Origin of the sequence: Bacillus sp. JJ1503, assembly GCF_036965125.1 — a bacterium.
Classification (GTDB): Bacteria; Bacillota; Bacilli; order Bacillales; family Cytobacillaceae; genus Cytobacillus.
In genome coordinates, this window is the sequence record NZ_JBALOZ010000002.1 from 24328 (window position 1) to 43786 (window position 19459).

The following is a 19459-nucleotide window of genomic DNA, read 5'->3' on the forward strand; positions in this document are numbered from 1 at the left end:
GTTACACTCCTTTCGGTTTGGTATAGAACGTTCGCCTACGTCTAGTTCCACCGGCTAAATCAACTGCACCTGCGAGCGAATCCGGCAGGTCATCATGGGTTCCGCCAGGGAACTGCTCAAGCTGCTCGAACAACAAGCGTTGGTCTTTTCGGAAACGCAAAAAGCCGCTTTCACACAACGGCTCAAGCGACTCGATTCGTTCTTCTTTATTTGACCGCGTTACAATCGGCTTTAACTTTGTACCATATATGCCGTCTTTAGCGAGACGTTCGCGTAACTGGCGATAAAGGTCATGCTGGGCGCCGACTGTTTCAACGCCGAATATCTTATGACCGTATTCCTCGATTTTCTCGACGGCGACTTCGAGTGCTTCATGCGCCTGGCATTTCTTTGCCCACGCGTCAACAACGAATAAAACGCCGGTGATTCGATTGCGAGCAACCGTCACAATAGCGTTGTAGTCCGACCTACGAGACTTTCCGAATGCGATGTCCCAAAAGCCGAAAAACTCCAACGGCATCGGGCGCCCTTCTTTATCGAACAAATCCGACTCGTCAAACATGCGCAACTTATCGACATGGAATATCGCTGATTCTTCGTCGCGCGGCTCGTTTTGATATTCCGTGTTAAACGCCTTGGAACCGTTGTCCCATTTCCACGTCATTAGCTTCCATAACGGCTGGACTTCCGGCCACAAGACGACTGCTCCGCGCTCCATTTCTTCGTAATTGTCAGCGTAGAACTGCTCGGCTGCTTCTTTTCGCTCGGTAGGCGTCAAGGCGTCATCAAGGTATAGCGCACGGCATCGTTCCCATAAGTCCATACGATCAGGCTCGTCTATCAGCGCCTTATATTTGACGGAGTTGAAGTCGGCGCGATGCTTAATTACGTTATTCAGCAAGGATTCCGCGTGTACGACCGTCCCCATATACTGAAACGCCGTTTTCTTTCCTTTCGGGTCACCTAACGGCATGACTACCGCGCTAAACCAATCCGCCAGCTTTTCACGTTGCTCCTTTGTACCTGCGTTCGAGCGCAAGTCCTCTAGGTCATCGCAGATAACGAGGTCGGGTCGCGTTCCGTTCCAGTTACGTCCACGGAGCGCCTGCCCTGTCGATGCCGCTTGTGTCAGCGTTAGTTGTTTCGGGGCTACTACCTCCCCTTGCGACTCCCATGCGATAAACTCCGAGGAATTGTCACGAGGGTTCATCTGTTGTTTCGGCGATAACAACGGCCCAAAGTCGGCGCGTAGCTTGGCGTTTCCTTTAAGCTGGTTCGCGATCCATTCGAGGTTGGCCGTTGCGACCGATGGCGTTTCGGATATAATAATGATATATTTTCGCCTGCGCATAACGATCTCACGCAACGGCGATGCCTTCGATAAGTACGACGATTTGGCGTGCGAACGAGGCGCTGCAACCGCGACCTTAGCGTTAGGTGTCCGAATGGCTACATCGTCTATTATGTCGCAGATTTCCTTGTGAAACCGTGGCGCGAAATCAACCGAGGGGAGGTCAAAACCGTCCCAGTTCCCGTCGTTGTCCGGATTGGCAACATCGCTAAAGTAACACCATGCGAAATATAAGAGGTCGACTTCGGCACGATGGACACGGCGTAAGCGCTCAAGCTCGGTGATATAGCCGTCAAGTTTCGCTAAATCCACGTCGTCAAGTGACGCTACATTTGCGCCCATTGCGTCGATTACTTCGGTTAGATCATCGATAAGTGCAGCCCGCGAATTACGATCGAGCCATTTTCCGTTTACCCATGCGATAGAACATCGACCTCCCTTCCGTTTATACTTCGAACGATTTAATACGTATTACCTTCGTAGCTTTTATGGAGATGTCGCCCACACTGTCGTCTACGAATACCGTCCCTCCAAAATGTCTACCTCGTAAATTGTTTCCTGCTGCAGCCGCTAGTACTCGATCAGACTTGCAAAGTCGTGCCATTAAATGTTCGGCTTCCCTATCGCTTCTAACGATAAAGTAAACGTCGTCAAACGTCTTGATTAATGCGGCAATAGATGTAGTTACTCCGCTACCCCTTTCGAATCCGATACATACGTCGGTTAGCCTAGGGAAATCCTTATATAAATCGTAAATAAACTTATTCGTTACCTTTAGTTTAACTTGCTCGTTCGTAGGTATTCCGGCATACGAGTCTACCATTCCTCTTATAGCGAGTTTGTAACGAACATAATTATCGTCACTTTTCACTCTTTCGCCAATTTCAAGTACGTCCTGCATTTCTCGAATAGCCTCCGCAATCTCCTTTTCGCACTTATACCCGCAGGCTTTCAATTCGCGTAAGGTTTTAAGATATACGCTTAATTCTTCGATTTTACTCATCGTCATCATCCTTCGTTTTTATTTGCGCCGACTACCGTTAGGTGTGACGCTATGTAATACGAAAAGCCCACCGTTAGGCATTCGGCAGGCATACGCTTTATTACGCTAAAGCCAAAATTAAAAATTGAAGCGCGGATTGAAGTTCCGCCTTTATTTTGAAAAAATTGGGGTAGTCCCCCTTGGTACCCCCTACTAGAATATTTATTCATCGACAATATTCTCGTGCTGCATATCGATGTATAAAATATTCATTTCTAGTTTACATAATAATTCCTATCGGAAGTTGGGTCCGATCGCAACCCGCGGTATATCAACGTTTGCACTCCGCCTGTTTATATCGTTTATGCACGATTTTATACATTGTTGATTTGACGCGGACGGTAGGTCGGTTGGGCGACGGTATTTCCCACCGTTCTTGCATACGGTTTTCGTAACTACATGCGAGTTTATGCAGCGTTTATGCGGGCGTCTGAAAATTTCCGAGGGGTCGTGCGTCAGGAGGCCCCAACCGATGTATTCAGCGAAACGTCCTCGTAAGCTAAACCTAACTAAATCGCCCGCATCCGCTTACCTTCCTATTATATGTGCGTAAATTACTCCGCTTTAGAATCGTCAGCCCTCAACCGTTCTAATCTCGCACGTAACTCGTCCACATTAACGCTATCGCCCGACTGCTTCGTCTCAACTTCGACCTTGTCCGTCAGCATATCATGCGCTTGCAACAACGTCTTGAACATCGCAGCGTTACCGTCACGTACGATAATATCCGGCACAGCTTCGAGTACCTCCGGCAACTTATCGAGCGTATTACGAACCATTTCCCGCTTTAACTCACGCTCGAACAACGGATCCTTACGCCAGTTGTAAATCGACTGTTCACTTACGTCGCATAACTGCGCTATTTCAGCGATAGTCTTGCCGCCTTTCTTCGGTAGCGCAAGCCACTTAATAGCGATAAGATGCTCGGTGTTTAATCGTTTTAACGCCATGTCTATCGTTCTCCTTTCCGTAAATTCATACGTTACTAACGTTTAACCTTCGGTTATTAAAACATTGCAGCCCGCCGGCTAACGCCGACGTTCTGCTACGCATATGTTTCTTTTCGCGAAAATGTATTTAAATATAAAAGCGAGGCGCCGTAGTGTAGCAAAGCGGAACGAGGGCGCAAGGATTACGTATCTTATATTATATATCATCTCGCCCCTAAAACCGCCTCCACACCTACTCCCACAAGGGTTTGCGTCACTTTTTCGGTGTACGAATAGAAACACACTTTTGGCCGAAACTGTACGAATGGGAACACACTTTTAGTTCAGCCCGAATATAACACGCGTCGTCACGTCGTAATCATCACGATCAGCCCTCCGGAATATCGACGGATTCAGCATATAAAACGTACCGTCAGTAGCCGTGGACACTTTCGCAAAGACCGACTTACCGTCGTAAATCATACGCGATGTCGCTCGTGAAATGACTTGCGGAGTTACGCCGATCGCTTCCGCCAGGGACTTACGATTAAACTTAACGACCGCGCTCGGATTCTTTTCGTTAGGGTTCGCGCAAAGGATATTCGTGTCAACATGGATAAACGGGAGAAGCCGGTACAGCAGGCCGATGTCGTGCGCATTTACTTCCTTGTACATTTCGCGAAGCTGTGCGATATACGTCCGAACAACACGCTCACCTTCCGTCTTGCCCCGAAAATGAAAGCCCTGCTCGATGTAATAGGCGTCATCTTTCCGCTTAATAATTCCGTGGTCAAGGCACGCGTCCATAAAGTCGTAGAATGTACGACGTTTGGTAGACGTTAGCTTCAACGTTTTCTGCATGCAGGCCGGCGTCATTGGCGTCGGGTCTTTTTCGGACTTAATGAGTTGCCCGTCAAAGTCGACGTGGCTTGTTAGTACGAGCAAATAACCACATTGAGCCGGAGTTAGTACGCTCGCGACGTAGTGCATTCGCTCCATAACGCTAAAAAAGAACGCTTCTTTGCGTCCTTCTCGTTTCTGCCGCATGATTCGTCGTTGGGTTTCTCGTTGAGCAGCTGATTGTATAAAGTACACGGTTCCGATTTCATCGCGTCCGAAATTGCCAGTAGTGTGCGTTATCGTGCCACGAGGCGCTCCGCTGATTAGCCGCGAAACTTTCGCGCTTAGTTCGGCTTTATTCAAACGAAATCACCTCGAAATCCACGTAGTAAACGTTGCATATTTCGCAATGTTTGACGATTACGTTTTCAGCTGTCTTTCTGTCAGATTTTCGCGTAATGTCAACGACTACCTCTTTCATTTTGTGACCGCAAATATAGTTCTGTACCAATTGATTCCCCTCCGTTTGAATAATCGGAAGGACGGTCGGAGTATACCCGACTCATTCGTTTTCCTTCGCAAAATAAAAAAGCCCGTCAACATAACGCTGACGAGCGTATAAACTTCCCTCTATAAGGTATAGCCAACTAACGACCTAAAATGGTACTACTTTCTTATAAATTTCGTAACTTTCGACGATATTCCCTCGTCTGTTTTGCGTAATCTCTTCCGTCAGTACCGACACTTTCCGCCCAAGTCAGCGATACTTCGTCCTTGTGACGTTCTTCTTCCTGCGAATCACTCATAATCGGGTACTCATCGCGCGCCATTTTATCCGGATGCGGGTCGGTTAATTCTTCGTATAAGCACAGCGTCGCCAACCGATCGAGCTGCGCGGGATCAGGACGCTTGCCCGTTGCCGACACGTATTCGACCGTTAGCGCCTCGATTGCGGCGAATCTTTCCTCGCGCGGTAAGTTACCCGCCTTTGTTTGCGACCACAGCTCGTCTATTTTTGAGTTAAATTCGTTCGATGTCATTCCGTTTCCTCCCCGATATTTAATGAATATCCCTCGCCTTTTCTCGCCCAAGACTCGTAGACTCTAGCAATCTTCGTTTCTGCAACGATTACATGACGCTTAACTGCTTCCCTCCGAATTCCCATCCGTTCGCCCGCCTTTTCTTGCGTCAAATCCTCGACATATACGAGCGACAGGGCTTCACGCTGCCTATCCGTAAGCCCCGCCCGCTCGATTGCCGTTGCCAAGTCGACAAGTATTACGATCGCATCGTAGTCACCCGCATACTGGCGCTCGACCAACGCATGATAATCGCCGAGCAACATGCGGACGCCTTGCGGATTGTCTAGCGCAGGGTATTTCGATTCGAGCGCCCGTTCCTTCGATTGTTTGTCGATATAAACCGCCTCGCTTTCGTTTTTGTTTCGTTTGCGTTATAATAACGTTAACTATTTCGTATATAGGACGTGATTATATTGGCTTTTGAACCGTTGAAATTAACGTCGCGTGGCGATGTTGCGCTGACGATCGATAAGTTTTACCGCTTGCGCGTGTCAGCGTCAGCCCTCCGCGAGCTTGCGATTACCCAATTTACGCCTGTTGTCGTCAGCGTTGACGTTGAAAACAAGCGAATTGGCGTTGTAAAACAAGACCTTGCGAAAATACCGAACGCGACGACTGTCCGCCCCGACAAGCGTGGCTACCTCGGCGTGAAAGCCGGCAAGATGGTTGCGGACAAGCTCGCAATACCCGGACAATTACCGGCGAAATTCGTTTATGTCGGAAAAGTTGACGAGGGAAGCGTGTTTTGGCATGCGTTTGAGCTGCCGAAGGACTAGCGCGGTAATTGATCCGCTAGTGCCTTTCCGATGTACCAAGCGACCCGACTTGCGATGCCGTTGCCAACGATGCGGTACTGCGCTGACAGCGAGATTGAATCGGGCAGCACATACGTATCCGGCACAGATTGAATACGCAAGGCCTCTCGGACGGTAAACCTTCGCGGCGCTTCCGATGGATGAAACGGCTGCTCGCTATCGCTTTTTGGCGATGAGTAATGTTTTTCGGTACGTTCACGAACGACATCCATCGTAAGATCTCCGTCCCCCGGATGAATGGAAGCATCCCGCGGACTTGTAAGGACCGTGTACGCAGGGGATTCCCAGCCAACCACTCTATTCCGAGAAAGAAATTGAGATGAATACCTGCCATCTTGAGGGTTACGCTCTTCCGGATGAGGGTCCGGTAAATCTCTGATTACATCCCGCAATACTTTCGTCCGGTAGTCTCCTTCCATCGGCGTAGGAAACTCGAACTTAACGCTGAGGTCTTGCCGAACCCCAACGATAAATACCCTCTCTCTCTTTTGTGCTACACCGTAATCCCACGCGTTAATTAGTTGCCAACTTACTTCGTATCCAATTTCGCTAAATTTAGATAGTAGCGCGTCAAACGTATGCCGATGCCTTTTGCCGATAAGCCCTTTTACGTTTTCAAATACGAATGCTTTCGGTTGTTTCGCCGCGATAATATCGAGGTATCGAAAGACGAGTTTGCCGCGCTCGCCTTCTTCCCCCTCTCCGTTCCCAGCAACAGAATAGTCCTGGCACGGTGGTCCTCCGAAAATGACATCCGCGTTCGGTAAACTGCCTATATCCACCGAACTAATATCCGCTTGTTCTACGTAATCGCCGAAGTTATGCCGATAAGCAGCGACCGCGTTTTTATCGAAGTCTAGCGCTTTTATAATCTCGTAACCTGCCGCTTTGAAGCCGATTGCCCCAAGACCCCCACCGCAAAACAATTCAAGCACTGTTAGACCATTCGCCGGTAATTGTGGAGTCAAATTAAACGACATTAAACCGCCCCTTTCGCGTTTATCTCCGCCATTATCGCGTCAACCTTCGCATGTAGTTCCTCGACCGTCCCATCGTTGACCACCTCGAAATCAACCGTAAACCCATCGACATGGCTTTCCGTTTCATGCGCTAAGTCCGCCTCGGAGAAGTCGTCGCCAGCCAACTTTGCCCGCAGCAAACGGTCGGCTTCGGGAGCTGTGACACGAATAATCGTAAAGCCGTTAGCCCGTGCCCATTCATATTCGTTCGGCTGCCGCAAATCTGTGACGACAATGCCAACGCGATCTCGATCGTCTTTGCGTATGTTAATAAACGATTCAACCCTGCGCTCGACATGCCGAATCCACACGTCCGGCTCGATTTCGCGCATCAGCTGGCCGACTTGCTGGTACAGCGCGCGGGGCTTTGAAAACTCGCTCACCCACGGGAAGGTTTCGTGTGCGACTCGTTTAAGCGCGTCACCGAACGCGACCTTGTCAAAGCCGTGGTGCAAGTATAATTGCTGTGCCACCGCATCCTTGCCGGCCCTCAATTTCCCACAGAGACAAATTTTAGTAACGATGACTTTTCGCGAAACTTCAATCGTGTGATTCATTGGCGGAAACCTCGCTTTCTAATACGTACATTTTGCCGTCAAACCCATCGATTGCGACCGTAGTTGTAACGCTAATTCCGTCAGCCGTATCTGTCGCCGAGTAAATACGCAAAGTCTTGCCGGTTAAGTCCGACAGTTTGAACGTCTTAATTTTCGCAAGGTCGATAACGATCGACTCATCTGTTGTAGGCCCCTCTTCGCAAGGTATCGGCTGAGTACGCTCGTCCAACGCCGCAATGTCCTTTTCGTTCGAAACCGCGAGGTGTTTGACTTCCGCTAATTCCTGCGCCTGTCGCTCGACGTTACCTTGCGCGTCTTTCAACTGTTGCTCAAGCGATGTGACTCTGCGGGCTAGATTCGCAAGTAATTCGATTACCTTATCTGGTTGTTTCCGAATGTCGTCCTCCGTTAATACAACTAATTGACCGCCCATTTTACCGCTTCCCTTCTTCTATAATTCGTATTTCAACGTTTTGTCGCCCGAACTGCCTCGCCGTTGCTTTGTCTGCAACCAACAAGTCAATGCGTGCGCCCTTGATCGCCCCGCCGATGTCCTGCGCCTCGGCTTCGAAAGTGCTGCCATCAGTCAGCCGGACTTCCACGACCGACCCAAGCGGAACGAAATTCGGGTCGACTGCGATGATTCGCCGCCCGTTATGTCGAATAGTGTTGCGCACGTCAACGCCCGTTTTCGTGATCCCGATACATCCGTCACATTGCGCGGTATATGCGGTAGCTTCGAATGTGCGCCAAGGGCTTTCGACCGCCTCGACTAGCACGGTCGGCATTTCGTAAGGCTCGCTGGCTACTTCGTTTGCGTGCGTCAGTATTTGCGTCATTAGTAGTATCGCTAAGGTTGTCGTACCGATGGAATCACTCCTTGCCCTTCATTACATTCCGGTCACAATACTTTAAACTGCGACTTTGCCTGCGATGTGAGGATGCGGGTCGTAGCCGATAATTTCGAAATCGTCAAATGTGAAATCGTCGATGTTCGATACTTTTCGCTTGATTTTAAGCGTAGGCAAAGGTCGAGGCTCACGCTGTAATTGCGTTTTGACCTGTTCGATATGATTCGTATAAATATGTGCATCGCCTAACGTATGAACGAACTCTCCGACTTGTAAGCCGGTCACATGTGCGATCATATGCGTTAGTAGTGCATAAGACGCGATATTGAAGGGAACTCCTAAAAATGCGTCAGCCGAACGTTGGTATAATTGACACGACAACCGCCCCTCCACAACGTAGAACTGAAACAATAGATGACACGGTGGCAGCGCCATTTCGTCGATTTCGCCAACGTTCCAGGCTGACACAATTAGTCGCCGGCTGTCGGAATTCGTGCGGATTTGTTCGATGACTTGCGCGATTTGGTCGATCATAACGTGAGGCTCCACAAGCCAACTTCGCCATTGCGCCCCGTACACCGGCCCTAAGTCGCCGTTTTCGTCCGTCCACTCGTTCCATATCCGAACACCGTTTTCGCGAAGATATTTGACGTTTGTGTCACCGCTAAGAAACCACAACAGTTCATGAGCGATCGACGGCCAGTGAAGCTTTTTCGTAGTTAGCAACGGAAAGCCTTTCGATAAGTCATATCGCGACTGCCACCCGAACACTGACAACGTGCCAGTGCCGGTTCGGTCGGTCTTTTCGACGCCGTGGTCGAGAATGTGCTGCGCTAGTTCGAGATATTGTTTGTCAGCCATTATTCCGCCTCCTTTAAATCCGCCTCTTTTACGAAAACTCCGTCGACCATACGCCCTTTGCGATCTTTTATTTCACCGTAGGCAATCGTGATACAATCTTCTATGTCAATTCCGAGTTGAAGCGATAGAATCGTTAGCACAACGTATATGTCGCCAATTGAGTCCTTTACTTGGTCCGGCCGTGCTTTCGCCATTCCTTCCGCCAACTCGCCTAACTCTTCGAATAATTTGAGCATTTGCTTGTCGGGATTAGCCGTATGGAGATTGCGGTCGATTGCCCATTGTTTAATTTTCGCAGTTACGTTCATCCTATCATCCTCCTACCATTCTAATTCGTCCGCATGCTGCGCTAATCGCCCGCGGAAGTTTTTCGTAAGTTCCAATACATTCGCATACGGTTCATTGCGAAAATGTTCGATGTAAGGCACGAAGCCACTCTTCTTCGGGTCTTTAAGGTCGATTTGCTTGTCGTGACCAATTACGATGACCTTCGTAGTATCGTGGCATCGAGTCAGCAATTTCTTTAATTCGCCGCGAGTGAAGTTTTGTGCCTCATCGACGATCAGAACGGAGTCTTTAATATTCGTACCGCGAACGAATGTATGCGATTTCGCTGTAATCCACGCACCCTCGTTAATAATGTCGGGATTCTTTTCGCTTTTAATTGCAAAGCGCTGGTCCTCTCGAATCTCGACTAACGCGTCGAGCAGCGGTTGAATATACTTGGATTCTTTTTCCTCGACCGTGCCTGGCGTGAAGCCGAGCGAGCCTTCTTCGACTGGTGAAAATGTGTATAACAACGGCTTGCCTAGTAATTTGGCGCAAGCAACTGCGAGCGTCGTCTTGCCCGTGCCTGATTTCGCGTTGACTATCGTAAGTTGGTTATCGAAAATTGAATCGACATACGCTCGTTGCTCGTCGGTTAATAACGGCTCGAAGCCGAATAGCATATTATTCGCTGGTAATGGCATTTTTACTTCGCCCCACTTTCGATTATTCGAAGATAAAATCTTCGTCTCTTACCGGCTCAACTCTCGCTTTCTTGTAGCCGTTTCCTTTCATCGAAAAGAAGTCGTGTGATTTCGTCTTTGTTGATAAGCCGTTCATAACAATCGGATTTACTCGCTCGTCGTCAAAGTACGAATCGAATCCGAGATTAGCTAACGCCTTATTAGCGTTGTAACGTACGAACGCCTTAACATCGCAGGATAGCCCGACGGGGTCGTACACTTCGCAAGTATACTCGGCTTCATTTTTGTAAAGCTCCTCGAGCAGTGTAATTACGAAGTCGCGTAAATCCTCGCGCTTGGCGGTCGAAAATGTAGCGTAAAGCTCTTGCGCAAGTAGCCCAACATACACGCCGTGGATCGACTCGTCGCGGATTATCAGATTTATGATCTCACCACTGTTCATCATTCGACCCTGCCCGTAGAAATACAGCGGATAGTAAAAGCCGGAATAGAACAGGAAGCTTTCGAGAAATACTGACGCAACCATCGCCTTATATAACGATTCGTCGTCCGTGATATTATCGTAGTATTTACGAATGACCGCCGCCTTGCGTTGTAGATGCGGATTTTCCTGCACCCATTCGAACAAGCCGTCGATTTCTTCTTTCGAAGCAAGCGTCATGAAAATATTCGAGTATGACTTCGCGTGCACAGCGTTTTCCATCGCTGCCATGAACGTTAGGACGGCTTTTCGCTGGTGTCCTTCTACGTGCCGGACTATTGACGTCATGCCGTCATCGCCTTGTATCGTGTCTAGCATCGTTAGGCCAGCGAGGACTTGCATGTAGGCGCGCCGTTCTTCTTCGGAGAGTCCCTTCCACGAATGAATGTCGCCGGTTAGCGAGATTTCTTCGGGTAGCCAAAACTGGCGCGTATTTTGTGCGTAGAATATTTGCGTAAAATCATCGTCTTGTTGCGACCAGTTAGCCGCCGTGTATACTTTCGTCAAGTTATCGTCCTCCTTAAACCGTGCAAGATAAGCAGTCGGCCTGGCCCGTATCTTTTGTCCTAGCATAGTAAATCGTCTTGATTCCGCGATGGTGTGCGTATAAGTCAATTCGCGTTAAATCGCGTGTTGAATGCGTGTCTTTCATAAACAGCGTGAAACTAATGCCCTGATCGACGTGCCGCTGAATTGTCGCGATCATGTCGACCACTCGAAACATGTCCATGTCATACGCCTCTTTAAATAAGAACCACGTTTGCGGAGACAAGCCCGGCATCGGATAATATGTTTTCGAATTTCCGTACGTCCGTTCCTCGATGCGCTCCATAATCGGCATTACGCTTGCTGTCGCTGACTGTACGTATGAGATAGAGCCAGTCGGCGCAATCGCTAGTCTATACGAGTGATAAAGACCGCCTGCCATCACCCGCCCACGCAGTTCATTCCAGTCGTCGGTTGTTGGAAGCTCGATACCGTCGAACAACGCCTTGAGACGTTCGGATTTCGGCAAGTAATCCGCTTTAACGTAGTCATCGAAATAACTGCCATCGTGGTATGCCGAGTTTTCAAATCCGTGGAATACTTCGCCAGTCTCTTCCGCAAGTTCATTCGACCGTACTAGCGAATAGTAGTTGACAGCTGCGAAAAATGCGTCTGCAAATTCGCGTGCTTCGGCGCTTTCGTACGCGATGCCATTTTGCGCTAAAAATCCGTGTAGATTCATTGCGCCAAGACCTACCGACCTCATTTCGCGATTGGCTCGAGCAACTGCCGGCGCATTTGCGATATTAGATTCGATAGATACACGTGTCAACGCGTCCATAGCGAGCTTGACCGATCCTTCGATGGATTTATTCGCCATAACATTCGCGATGTTCAGAGAGCCTAGGTTGCACGAAATATCGAACCCTAGCGCGTCTTGCTCGCCGTAATCTGCGTACTCGGATAACTCGCTGAACTGGAGGATTTCCGAACACAAATTCGAAAACTTTACCTTGCCGAGATTACCGAGTGCGTGCGCCTTATTGACGTTACCGTCGAACATAACGTAAGGGTAGCCGGACTCAAACCGCAAGGCAGCGATCTTTTCTAGCAAGGCGCGTGGGTTTACCTTGTCCTTACGAATGTTAGGGTTATCGACTAATTTATCGTACATTTCGTCGATATCCATTTCGTCTAAATACTCGCCGTATTCCTTATAAACCGTATAAGGGTAAAATACGTATGCGGGTTTATTTTCGCGGGCTAGTTCGATAAACTTGTCGGGAATGACTACGCCTATTGACAATGTTTTAACTCGGAAATCTTCGTCGGCGTTAATCTTCTTCGTTTCAAGAAAGTCGTTAATATCGGCGTGGAATACGTTCAAGTAAACGGCACCAGCGCCGGGTCTTTGCCCCATTTGGTCTGCGTAACGGAAAGCGTGGTCTAATTGTTTCATAACGCCCACTACGCCTTTTGCGACGTTAGCTATGCCTTTAATCGATTCGCCTTTTGCGCGGATTTTCGAAAGGTTAAGCGAGACGCCACCGCCGATCTTTGATAATTGTTTCGCTGTAGATTCCGCCATGTTGATGTCGTTTAAGCTGTCGCCTACTTCGAGTAGGAAGCACGACACTAGCTCGCCCCTTCGCGCCCTGCCAGCATTTAGAAACGTAGGCGTGGCCGGCTGATATTCTTGATTGATTAATAGATTCGCAAATTCAATTGCCTTTTTTGCGTCACCGTCCGCGAGGAAAAGGGCGACTATTGAAATGCGATCTTCATACCTTTCAAGAATCTTTTTCCCGTCGTTGGTTTTCAACGCGTAATCGTTGTAGAATTTAAACGCTGACATGTACGAAGGGAAGCGAAATTTCCTCGCATATGCCGTTTTATAAACCGCCTTAATTTCTTCGAAGGTGTATTTATCAAGCAGCGTTTTGTCGTAATAATCGTTTTCGACAAGGTAATCGAGTTTCTCACGCAAGTTATGAAAGAATACGGTATTTTGGTTAACGTAGTCGATAAAATACGCTTTGACCGCTTCTTTATCTTTATCGAGTTGCAAACTACCGTCGTTATCTCGTTGCATAATTTCGTTGTTTAACGCTATATGTTGCATTGGATCACCTTTTCTTTAAATTTATTTACGTCGTCCTGCGTGCCTGCTAATTCGAATTTCAGCATTAAGGGAACACCGTACTCTTTCGCGATAATATCGCCAGCCCTTCCATAGTAGTCGCCCCAATTACGGTTACCGCTAACCGCTACACCCGCAAGTAATTCGCCGTTTTCTTTTAGAAAGTCGGCGACCACGGCTGGTACTTCTCCGAGCCCTATCGTGTAGGTAACTAATATAAATCGTTTATTTGCGATTAAGCCCGGTTTGATTTCTTCGGCCTGCAGTCCGGTCTTGGCGATGAACCGCCGAACGTTACCCGTTAATGTGGCGTAATAAATCACCGCTTATCAAGCTCCTTTTTCAACCCGTTTAACCCATCGACGACCTCCGCCCGCCTAGCGAGTAATTCCGATTGGCGCTCGCTCTCACGGGCAAGGTCACGGTCAATTTCCGTTAATTCTTGCGTTAATACTCGAATGAACTTTCGGTATGCTTCGGCGTGCATGTTACTTCCCGCCCGATAGTGCGTCGAGGATTTCTTTGATCGCGTAGTATTCGGGGTTAATTAGTTGCTTAATCGCAGTTAGTACGTCAAATGCCCCGAAAAGTAATGCGAATATCATAAACAGCGGTGTTCCAAATAACACGATAACGGTCGCCATATTTCCGTCCTTATAGTCTGCATACTTTCTCGCAATTAAAATAATCGCTATCCCTATCGCTAAGAACGCTAGATACCCGACGATCGCAACAACCCCGTCCGCAATCTGCTGGCGAACCATCAATCCGTAAACATGCTCGGCAGCTACTCCGAGTTTCGCCGCCATTGCTTCGATATATTGCGTTGCCTTTTCGATTGCTTGCTGTTTCATTCCGCCGCCTCCCTTAATTTAACGAAGTCAACTGATTCCGAATAATAGCCATTACTCTCGCCAAGCCATCGAATGACGACCGTACCTTTAATAGTTGCGATTTTATAAAACGTCCATGTCGATGATTCGCCCCACTCGCTTTCCTCGCCCTCTTGCATTACTTCCTCCGCCATAAGGATAGGCGTACCGATTAAATCGTCTAAGTCTCCGTTAATATCCTCGATTGAAACACTTTCGCAACAATCTTGCTCGTGAAACATGACGTATTTCTCCCCGTTGTCGGTTTGAAAATGAAGTTCGTAGTTATCGCGATTTTCTACGCTAACAATCGTTTTGCCGACTAACTCTTCCACAGTGACCCACTCACTTCCGTATAGATAACTCATTCCGCGATCACTCCTTCGTTTATTAGATACGCCAGTCCCACGGCCGCCGCATCCGAACAGTCATCCGTCGCAAATTCGCCCGTGTAGCCCGTCCACTTTCGCACGGCTACGGCTACTTCGTCCTTTTCCGCCTTACCCTTTCCGACCACTAGCAACTTGACTTGCGACTGCGGGATTCCGAGCAACGTTTTCCGGCGCCCGTTCTTTTGCGTATACGTAAACTTGTCGAACTTGAAGCCGAACTTTTCGACCGCCCTTTCGCAACCGCTCCACGCAGCCATCACCGGATAGTTTTGCGCGCTGGACTGTCCGTGGAAATCCTCGCGAGTAATGAAATCGAATCCCTTTTTCGCGTGCTTGGCGATGAATAGCGTCGTCCAACTCTCGACAATGTCGGCGCGGAGTCCGTGCGTTTGCGTTTTCGAGTCGGTCGTGACGTGCGATAGGTCGACTATGCGAGGTTTACCCCGAACAACTTCGATGATGGCAACGCCGGGTGCTGATAGCGAGGTGTCAAATGCGAGAATTCTCACGCCTTCACCTCACGTCCGATAATCACCGCAGAAAATAAGGCTACCCCGTTTGGTTGCATTGTGCATTGGTACTGAACTTCGACGTCTAAATTGGCAAGCTCCTGTAACCTCTTGCTGACCTTCTCGAAAAAGACATCCGCATTTTCTTGTGCTACGTGAGTGAAATTCTTTATTTTTCCGTTAACCATCAAACCGCCTCCTTTTCCCGCACCTCGCGAATAAACTCGAACGCTTCGTAATACTGTTCCTTCGTCCGTTGCGACAGCCCCGATCGCATTGCTCGGCTGACTTGCGCTTGAAGTGTTTCGTATTCATCTTCGCTAAGACTTAACGCACACGCCGTTTTGAAGTTGTTGAACGTCCATCGCGACAAATCAATCGCTGGTGGCGTGTCGTTATTGATGCACCTCGTTATTTCCGCAAAGTTATCGAGTAATGCTTCACGATCAGCGTCCGTTATCTCGAAGCCAAACGCTCTAATGTCCGGTGTCGCTGCGTAATCCTCATCGCTCATGACCCACGCCTTTTTCGCTGTGTTCACGTACAAGATGATGTAGTAGTCAACGTCGTACATAATCGAGTAGGCTACGCATTGCTGACGGTGCCCTTCCTCCGCCTCTTTAAATGAGTACAAGGACGTTTTCGCTGGCGTTGATTGCTTCGACTTGATTTCGAGGCCCACGCGAATTATTTCGCCATCCTCGTTGATATACTGCATGACGCCGTCGCAGGTACCGTAAAGGTAAAACCGTTGCCCTTTGTGCGTGATTTCGTGATTCTTCTTCGCAAAGTCCTCGAAAACAGGCGTCCCATCGGCGTTGCGCTCAAATCGGAAAGGGCAGCCGGGCAGATTACGTTCCATTGCGAGAATGGTCCGCTGAATGACGTCGCCGATCGCCGTTCCGATTTCTTGCCAACGTCCTTGATATGGCGGTTTGGGAAACGAGTCCTTTTTCGCACGTTTGGCTTTGACGTATAGTTCGCGCGGACAGGCTTTCGAATTTGACGGCGAGAAATACGGACGCTTCGGCCATACTTGCGGCGGGTTTGCGTACCATTGGTGAATTTGCCGGTCGAGTTCGTTATCATATTGCTCCGGCATGGAGTACCATCTGTCGAGTTGTTGCGTAAATTCCTGCGCTATTTGTTCGATGTTTATATTCGTCAGATTAATCGTCCCCTTTCGCTTGCTTTCCGCCATTTCCACCGCGTAACAACTACCCGACTGTCGAAATCAGAATCGCTAGTACAACCGCCTGTCCGTACGTTATCTCAACGCCTAGCACCGGCAATCCGAGGTAAAAGATTGCGCCGACCGCTGCGTAAATGATGGCCACGAATAGTAGTACGGCGATTATCGCTAGTAGCCCGAATAAAAATGTTTTCATTAGACCGCCTCCTTCGGTTTTTGTAATTCGAAATCCCATTCGTCCGCCGAGTATTCCTCCATCCAGCAAACTTCGATGACCGTATCGCACTCTAACGGAGTTTCTAGCGCGACGGTATTCGTCATGATGTCGTTGTACAGCGCAACTGCTTCGGGCGTTAATTGATCGTTAGGAATCGAATGTTTTTGTTCGTCGTGCAACGTTAGATTAAATTCCCAGCCTCGCGCGAGTGTGCATTCGTAATAACTGCGAATCATACACAGTTGCAAGACGTTCGCGCCCGAACCTTGAATTGTATGGTTGAACGCCTGCCGCTCCGCACGACCTGTCGCTTTGATTAACTCCCAAAATTCCGACCGTTCTTCCCATTTTAATCGGCGTGATTTCGGCGCCAATTCGGGGTCGTTTTTGCCGTTAATTTTCGCTTTTTTCATTAGTACACATAACCTCTGCCATTGCGCCTTATAATCCGGGAACCTTCGCTTTTGCCCCCACAATGTAGCGACCCAGCCGTGTTGTCGTAAGTGTTCGAATGTCTCCTCGACCATTTTGCTAAACCCTGGCAGAATCACGTCAAACTTTGCGTAACCTTCTTTCGCTGCTTGTTCGGTGATACCACGCTTGACCGCAATCTTGACGAATTGATCTTCTGCCTGTCCGTAACCTTTCGCGAGGAACATGTCTTTCGTCAGCTTACGATATGGAATGTTAATTAAACCTTCGCGATAAGCCTTTTCGGCACAAAGTTCGCGCTGAACATCGAACATCATCGAAGCAAATTCGATATATGGGTCGAGTCCTTTACGAAACATTTCTGCGAACATTTCATCGCCGAACTCAGTCGCCATACGATGTGCTTGCAAACGAGGCTCAATCGATGATAAATCCGAGCCGAGGAACGTGTAACCATCGCGAGGCTTGAACGTCTTACGCACCTTTAGGCCTTCTTCGTTTCGCGACGGTATGTTCTGCAAATTCGTTCCCTTCGGCACTTTCTCGTCACAATCGACCAACTTTCGCATGATGTCGATGTAGTTCTCGTCGGTGTTTTCCGCTGGCTTGACCTCGTTTGGCTTTCCGTTATAACCACTCGAACCATAACGTCCTGTCGACACGGTTTTAAGCGAAGTATGAATCCGACCATCCACGTCAAGCGCTTGTGGAATCTTATCGACATATGTGCCTAGCAACTTTTCGAACTTGGTAAATGTCGCTAACGGCTTGAGCGATTCTTCCTCCTTGAAGTAGCGTTCGAGAACGTCAGCCGACACAGCCCGCGTTTTCTTCTTGTCCTTGACGATTTCTTTCGTACGGTCTTTGATGCCGAGCTTGTCGTATATTAGAAACGCAAGATGATCGTTACTTGCGAGATTAAATTCGGGCACATAATCCGGCGCATTTTGCGGTATAGCTTCCGGCAAAGGATTATTTCGATAGCGTTCAATTCGATCTTTTAGCTGATCGTATTTCTTCGTCACTGGATTTGCCGTTGCTAATTCCGCTTGGCATTTTCGCAACATTTCGGCCTGCTTTTCGATTCTCTTTCGCTGTGCATCGACCCACTCCGCTATCTTGTCACCTTTTAGCGTCATTGACATTTCGTAAAGGAAGTCAGACGAGTTTAACTCGTACGTTTCGTACAACTCCCGCATAGCCTTGCCGTGCTGTTCACGATAATCAACGCCTAGCCTTGCGAGTTCTTCGAGGTCGACCTCGAAGCCCGTCCGTGTGATTTCAACGTTTACTTGCGGTAAATACTGCCGAATTTCGAAGTAGGCTTTCGCAAGATCATCCGTTTTCAGCATCGTTTCGAGCTGCCATTTCGTGAGTAGCCAGCCTTTGTGAACGTCCTTTATCGCATAAACGCCGACCGGTTTAATCGGATGAATCATCGGTGAACTGTTACCGAATAAATCTTCGAAAGTCGTGTCGTCCATTTCTGCCGCTTCGCCACCGATTGCTTGTTTGTATTTCGTAAACAACGACTTTAATGCGTAAGTTGACTCGTAATCTAGTAAAATCTTTTGCGCGTCCATAGAGTCGTAGCGAACGCCCATCGGATACATACCGTCGTTGCGAAACATGTTCAAGTCAAACTCGGCGTTGTGGAACGATTTAAGATGCGCTTCCAGTTCCATAAATCGGCGAATGACCGCCAACGCTTTCGATCGCGTGCATTGTTTTTCGCCAGTTAAATGTCCGTAGGCAACGTAATAGCCTTCGTTGAGCAACGGTAACCAAAACGAGTAACCACCCGTTAGGTCAATCATCGTATCGACTCCGCTTGTTTCCGTATCCCAAACGGTGAGTGATTGAACGAGTGGAATTTCGATGCCTCGTTCGAGCAACTTTTTTCGGATAGCAGTATCGTTGAATCGTGCGAATATCGCTTTGAACCACGGGTCAGACGCCTGTAGCCGAACTTCCTCGCGTAATCGGTCCATCATCTTGCCGAGCTTACCGTCGTCCGTTACGATGTGATAATTGTCGGGCACGTGGTCCGCAGTTTCGCGGAGTCGTTGTTGCCGCAACTTCTCCGCTTCTTCCGTTTGCTTTCGCCGTCCCATTTCGAGCACTTCCGCTTTCGCGAGCTTACCTTCCCGAAGCCTGCCTATCGTTCCGGAAAAGTAAGCCGTTTTTGCTATTGCGTAAAGTTCCCGTTCTTTGTCGCTAAGTTTCATCCCGCCGACACGTTCGAATGCTTCCTCGATCGTTTCACTTGCCGATGCCTTCCGTTTGCCCGCCGCCTTGACCCTTTCGCTAACTTCTTCGCTCGCCTTACTCCGCAAATTCAACTGAATGTTTAGCGTCAAGTAATATCGCTCCTTTCCGCTATGATACTTCGTCTACGTTTAATCGTTTGTAAAACGCCA

At 48.6% G+C, this 19459-nt stretch carries 26 protein-coding genes; 1 reads left to right on the plus strand and 25 read right to left on the minus strand.

Annotation, left to right across the window (positions count from 1 at the left end; genetic code table 11):
• Position 1 precedes the first annotated feature (1 nt).
• The 7 genes from terL to V7149_RS00250 form a co-directional block, all read right to left on the minus strand.
• A complete protein-coding gene (gene terL / locus V7149_RS00220) occupies positions 2–1693 on the minus strand; it encodes a phage terminase large subunit (RefSeq protein WP_335343671.1) in 1692 nt (563 codons plus the stop codon).
• Between the two features lie 103 nt (positions 1694–1796).
• Entirely contained in the window at positions 1797–2354 is a 558-nt protein-coding gene (locus tag V7149_RS00225) for a hypothetical protein (RefSeq protein ID WP_335343672.1), read from the minus strand.
• Positions 2355–2947: 593 nt separating this feature from the next.
• Complete coding sequence (locus V7149_RS00230; protein ID WP_335343673.1) at positions 2948–3343, minus strand: phBC6A51 family helix-turn-helix protein; 396 nt, start codon at positions 3341–3343, stop codon at positions 2948–2950.
• Between the two features lie 318 nt (positions 3344–3661).
• Positions 3662–4525, minus strand: a complete 864-nt coding sequence (locus V7149_RS00235) for a hypothetical protein (protein ID WP_335343674.1) — start codon at positions 4523–4525, stop codon at positions 3662–3664.
• Positions 4518–4673, minus strand: a complete 156-nt coding sequence (locus V7149_RS00240; protein ID WP_335343675.1) for a hypothetical protein — start codon at positions 4671–4673, stop codon at positions 4518–4520. The genes V7149_RS00235 and V7149_RS00240 overlap by 8 nt, the downstream gene beginning before the upstream one ends.
• Positions 4674–4836: 163 nt before the next feature.
• Positions 4837–5202, minus strand: coding sequence for a hypothetical protein (locus tag V7149_RS00245; RefSeq protein WP_335343676.1), 366 nt, complete (start codon positions 5200–5202; stop codon positions 4837–4839).
• Positions 5199–5483 (minus strand): sigma factor-like helix-turn-helix DNA-binding protein, encoded by a 285-nt coding sequence (locus V7149_RS00250; RefSeq protein ID WP_335343677.1) that lies wholly within the window; start codon positions 5481–5483, stop codon positions 5199–5201. The genes V7149_RS00245 and V7149_RS00250 overlap by 4 nt, the downstream gene beginning before the upstream one ends.
• A gap of 174 nt (positions 5484–5657) precedes the next feature.
• Between V7149_RS00250 and V7149_RS00255 the strand changes: the two genes are divergently transcribed.
• Positions 5658–6020: a hypothetical protein gene (locus V7149_RS00255; RefSeq protein WP_335343678.1), complete on the plus strand. Its 363-nt coding sequence runs from the start codon at positions 5658–5660 to the stop codon at positions 6018–6020.
• Here the strand turns inward: V7149_RS00255 and V7149_RS00260 are convergent.
• From V7149_RS00260 to V7149_RS00345, 18 genes are all read right to left on the minus strand, one after another.
• Positions 6017–7039 (minus strand): DNA cytosine methyltransferase, encoded by a 1023-nt coding sequence (locus V7149_RS00260; RefSeq protein WP_335343679.1) that lies wholly within the window; start codon positions 7037–7039, stop codon positions 6017–6019. The genes V7149_RS00255 and V7149_RS00260 overlap by 4 nt on opposite strands.
• The gene (locus tag V7149_RS00265) at positions 7039–7635 is read right to left on the minus strand and encodes an AAA family ATPase (RefSeq protein WP_335343680.1); all 597 of its coding nucleotides are present in this window, start codon (positions 7633–7635) and stop codon (positions 7039–7041) included. Before V7149_RS00265 ends, V7149_RS00260 begins: the two co-directional genes overlap by 1 nt.
• Positions 7619–8068, minus strand: a complete 450-nt coding sequence (locus V7149_RS00270) for a hypothetical protein (RefSeq protein ID WP_335343681.1) — start codon at positions 8066–8068, stop codon at positions 7619–7621. Before V7149_RS00270 ends, V7149_RS00265 begins: the two co-directional genes overlap by 17 nt.
• 1 nt (position 8069) lies before the next feature.
• Entirely contained in the window at positions 8070–8474 is a 405-nt protein-coding gene (locus V7149_RS00275) for a 3D domain-containing protein (protein WP_335343682.1), read from the minus strand.
• A gap of 72 nt (positions 8475–8546) precedes the next feature.
• Positions 8547–9347: a thymidylate synthase gene (locus V7149_RS00280; protein WP_335343683.1), complete on the minus strand. Its 801-nt coding sequence runs from the start codon at positions 9345–9347 to the stop codon at positions 8547–8549.
• Positions 9347–9655: a MazG-like family protein gene (locus V7149_RS00285; protein WP_335343684.1), complete on the minus strand. Its 309-nt coding sequence runs from the start codon at positions 9653–9655 to the stop codon at positions 9347–9349. The genes V7149_RS00280 and V7149_RS00285 overlap by 1 nt, the downstream gene beginning before the upstream one ends.
• 12 nt (positions 9656–9667) lie before the next feature.
• Positions 9668–10318, minus strand: coding sequence for a PhoH family protein (locus tag V7149_RS00290; protein ID WP_335343685.1), 651 nt, complete (start codon positions 10316–10318; stop codon positions 9668–9670).
• 22 nt (positions 10319–10340) lie between these two features.
• The gene (nrdF, locus tag V7149_RS00295) at positions 10341–11306 is read right to left on the minus strand and encodes a class 1b ribonucleoside-diphosphate reductase subunit beta (RefSeq protein ID WP_335343686.1); all 966 of its coding nucleotides are present in this window, start codon (positions 11304–11306) and stop codon (positions 10341–10343) included.
• A 13-nt stretch (positions 11307–11319) separates the two neighbouring features.
• Entirely contained in the window at positions 11320–13407 is a 2088-nt protein-coding gene (gene nrdE, locus V7149_RS00300; protein WP_335343687.1) for a class 1b ribonucleoside-diphosphate reductase subunit alpha, read from the minus strand.
• Positions 13395–13748 carry a class Ib ribonucleoside-diphosphate reductase assembly flavoprotein NrdI gene (nrdI, locus tag V7149_RS00305; protein ID WP_335343688.1) on the minus strand — a complete coding sequence of 118 codons (354 nt, stop codon included), beginning with the start codon at positions 13746–13748 and terminating at the stop codon, positions 13395–13397. Before nrdI ends, nrdE begins: the two co-directional genes overlap by 13 nt.
• Positions 13745–13912: a hypothetical protein gene (locus tag V7149_RS00310; RefSeq protein WP_335343689.1), complete on the minus strand. Its 168-nt coding sequence runs from the start codon at positions 13910–13912 to the stop codon at positions 13745–13747. The genes nrdI and V7149_RS00310 overlap by 4 nt, the downstream gene beginning before the upstream one ends.
• Position 13913: 1 nt before the next feature.
• Positions 13914–14279 (minus strand): hypothetical protein, encoded by a 366-nt coding sequence (locus V7149_RS00315; RefSeq protein ID WP_335343690.1) that lies wholly within the window; start codon positions 14277–14279, stop codon positions 13914–13916.
• A complete protein-coding gene (locus tag V7149_RS00320) occupies positions 14276–14665 on the minus strand; it encodes a DUF7448 domain-containing protein (RefSeq protein ID WP_335343691.1) in 390 nt (129 codons plus the stop codon). Before V7149_RS00320 ends, V7149_RS00315 begins: the two co-directional genes overlap by 4 nt.
• On the minus strand, positions 14662–15198 hold the full coding sequence (locus tag V7149_RS00325) for a hypothetical protein (protein ID WP_335343692.1): 537 nt from the start codon (positions 15196–15198) through the stop codon (positions 14662–14664). The genes V7149_RS00320 and V7149_RS00325 overlap by 4 nt, the downstream gene beginning before the upstream one ends.
• Positions 15195–15386: a hypothetical protein gene (locus V7149_RS00330; protein ID WP_335343693.1), complete on the minus strand. Its 192-nt coding sequence runs from the start codon at positions 15384–15386 to the stop codon at positions 15195–15197. Before V7149_RS00330 ends, V7149_RS00325 begins: the two co-directional genes overlap by 4 nt.
• Entirely contained in the window at positions 15386–16399 is a 1014-nt protein-coding gene (locus V7149_RS00335) for a hypothetical protein (protein WP_335343694.1), read from the minus strand. Before V7149_RS00335 ends, V7149_RS00330 begins: the two co-directional genes overlap by 1 nt.
• 16 nt (positions 16400–16415) lie before the next feature.
• On the minus strand, positions 16416–16625 hold the full coding sequence (locus V7149_RS00340; protein WP_335343695.1) for a hypothetical protein: 210 nt from the start codon (positions 16623–16625) through the stop codon (positions 16416–16418).
• Positions 16586–19399 (minus strand): DNA polymerase, encoded by a 2814-nt coding sequence (locus V7149_RS00345; RefSeq protein ID WP_335343696.1) that lies wholly within the window; start codon positions 19397–19399, stop codon positions 16586–16588. The genes V7149_RS00340 and V7149_RS00345 overlap by 40 nt, the downstream gene beginning before the upstream one ends.
• Positions 19400–19459: the final 60 nt, after the last annotated feature.

Coding starts and splice junctions, on each gene's coding strand:
- terL (WP_335343671.1), bottom strand. CDS start 1,693: ATGGGCGCAAATGTAGCGTCACTTGACGACGTGGATTTAGCGAAACTT.
- V7149_RS00225 (WP_335343672.1), bottom strand. CDS start 2,354: ATGAGTAAAATCGAAGAATTAAGCGTATATCTTAAAACCTTACGCGAA.
- V7149_RS00230 (WP_335343673.1), bottom strand. CDS start 3,343: ATGGCGTTAAAACGATTAAACACCGAGCATCTTATCGCTATTAAGTGG.
- V7149_RS00245 (WP_335343676.1), bottom strand. CDS start 5,202: ATGACATCGAACGAATTTAACTCAAAAATAGACGAGCTGTGGTCGCAA.
- V7149_RS00260 (WP_335343679.1), bottom strand. CDS start 7,039: ATGTCGTTTAATTTGACTCCACAATTACCGGCGAATGGTCTAACAGTG.
- V7149_RS00265 (WP_335343680.1), bottom strand. CDS start 7,635: ATGAATCACACGATTGAAGTTTCGCGAAAAGTCATCGTTACTAAAATT.
- V7149_RS00270 (WP_335343681.1), bottom strand. CDS start 8,068: ATGGGCGGTCAATTAGTTGTATTAACGGAGGACGACATTCGGAAACAA.
- V7149_RS00275 (WP_335343682.1), bottom strand. CDS start 8,474: ATGACGCAAATACTGACGCACGCAAACGAAGTAGCCAGCGAGCCTTAC.
- V7149_RS00280 (WP_335343683.1), bottom strand. CDS start 9,347: ATGGCTGACAAACAATATCTCGAACTAGCGCAGCACATTCTCGACCAC.
- V7149_RS00285 (WP_335343684.1), bottom strand. CDS start 9,655: ATGAACGTAACTGCGAAAATTAAACAATGGGCAATCGACCGCAATCTC.
- V7149_RS00290 (WP_335343685.1), bottom strand. CDS start 10,318: ATGCCATTACCAGCGAATAATATGCTATTCGGCTTCGAGCCGTTATTA.
- nrdE (WP_335343687.1), bottom strand. CDS start 13,407: ATGCAACATATAGCGTTAAACAACGAAATTATGCAACGAGATAACGAC.
- V7149_RS00310 (WP_335343689.1), bottom strand. CDS start 13,912: ATGCACGCCGAAGCATACCGAAAGTTCATTCGAGTATTAACGCAAGAA.
- V7149_RS00315 (WP_335343690.1), bottom strand. CDS start 14,279: ATGAAACAGCAAGCAATCGAAAAGGCAACGCAATATATCGAAGCAATG.
- V7149_RS00320 (WP_335343691.1), bottom strand. CDS start 14,665: ATGAGTTATCTATACGGAAGTGAGTGGGTCACTGTGGAAGAGTTAGTC.
- V7149_RS00330 (WP_335343693.1), bottom strand. CDS start 15,386: ATGGTTAACGGAAAAATAAAGAATTTCACTCACGTAGCACAAGAAAAT.
- V7149_RS00335 (WP_335343694.1), bottom strand. CDS start 16,399: ATGGCGGAAAGCAAGCGAAAGGGGACGATTAATCTGACGAATATAAAC.
- V7149_RS00340 (WP_335343695.1), bottom strand. CDS start 16,625: ATGGGATTTCGAATTACAAAAACCGAAGGAGGCGGTCTAATGAAAACA.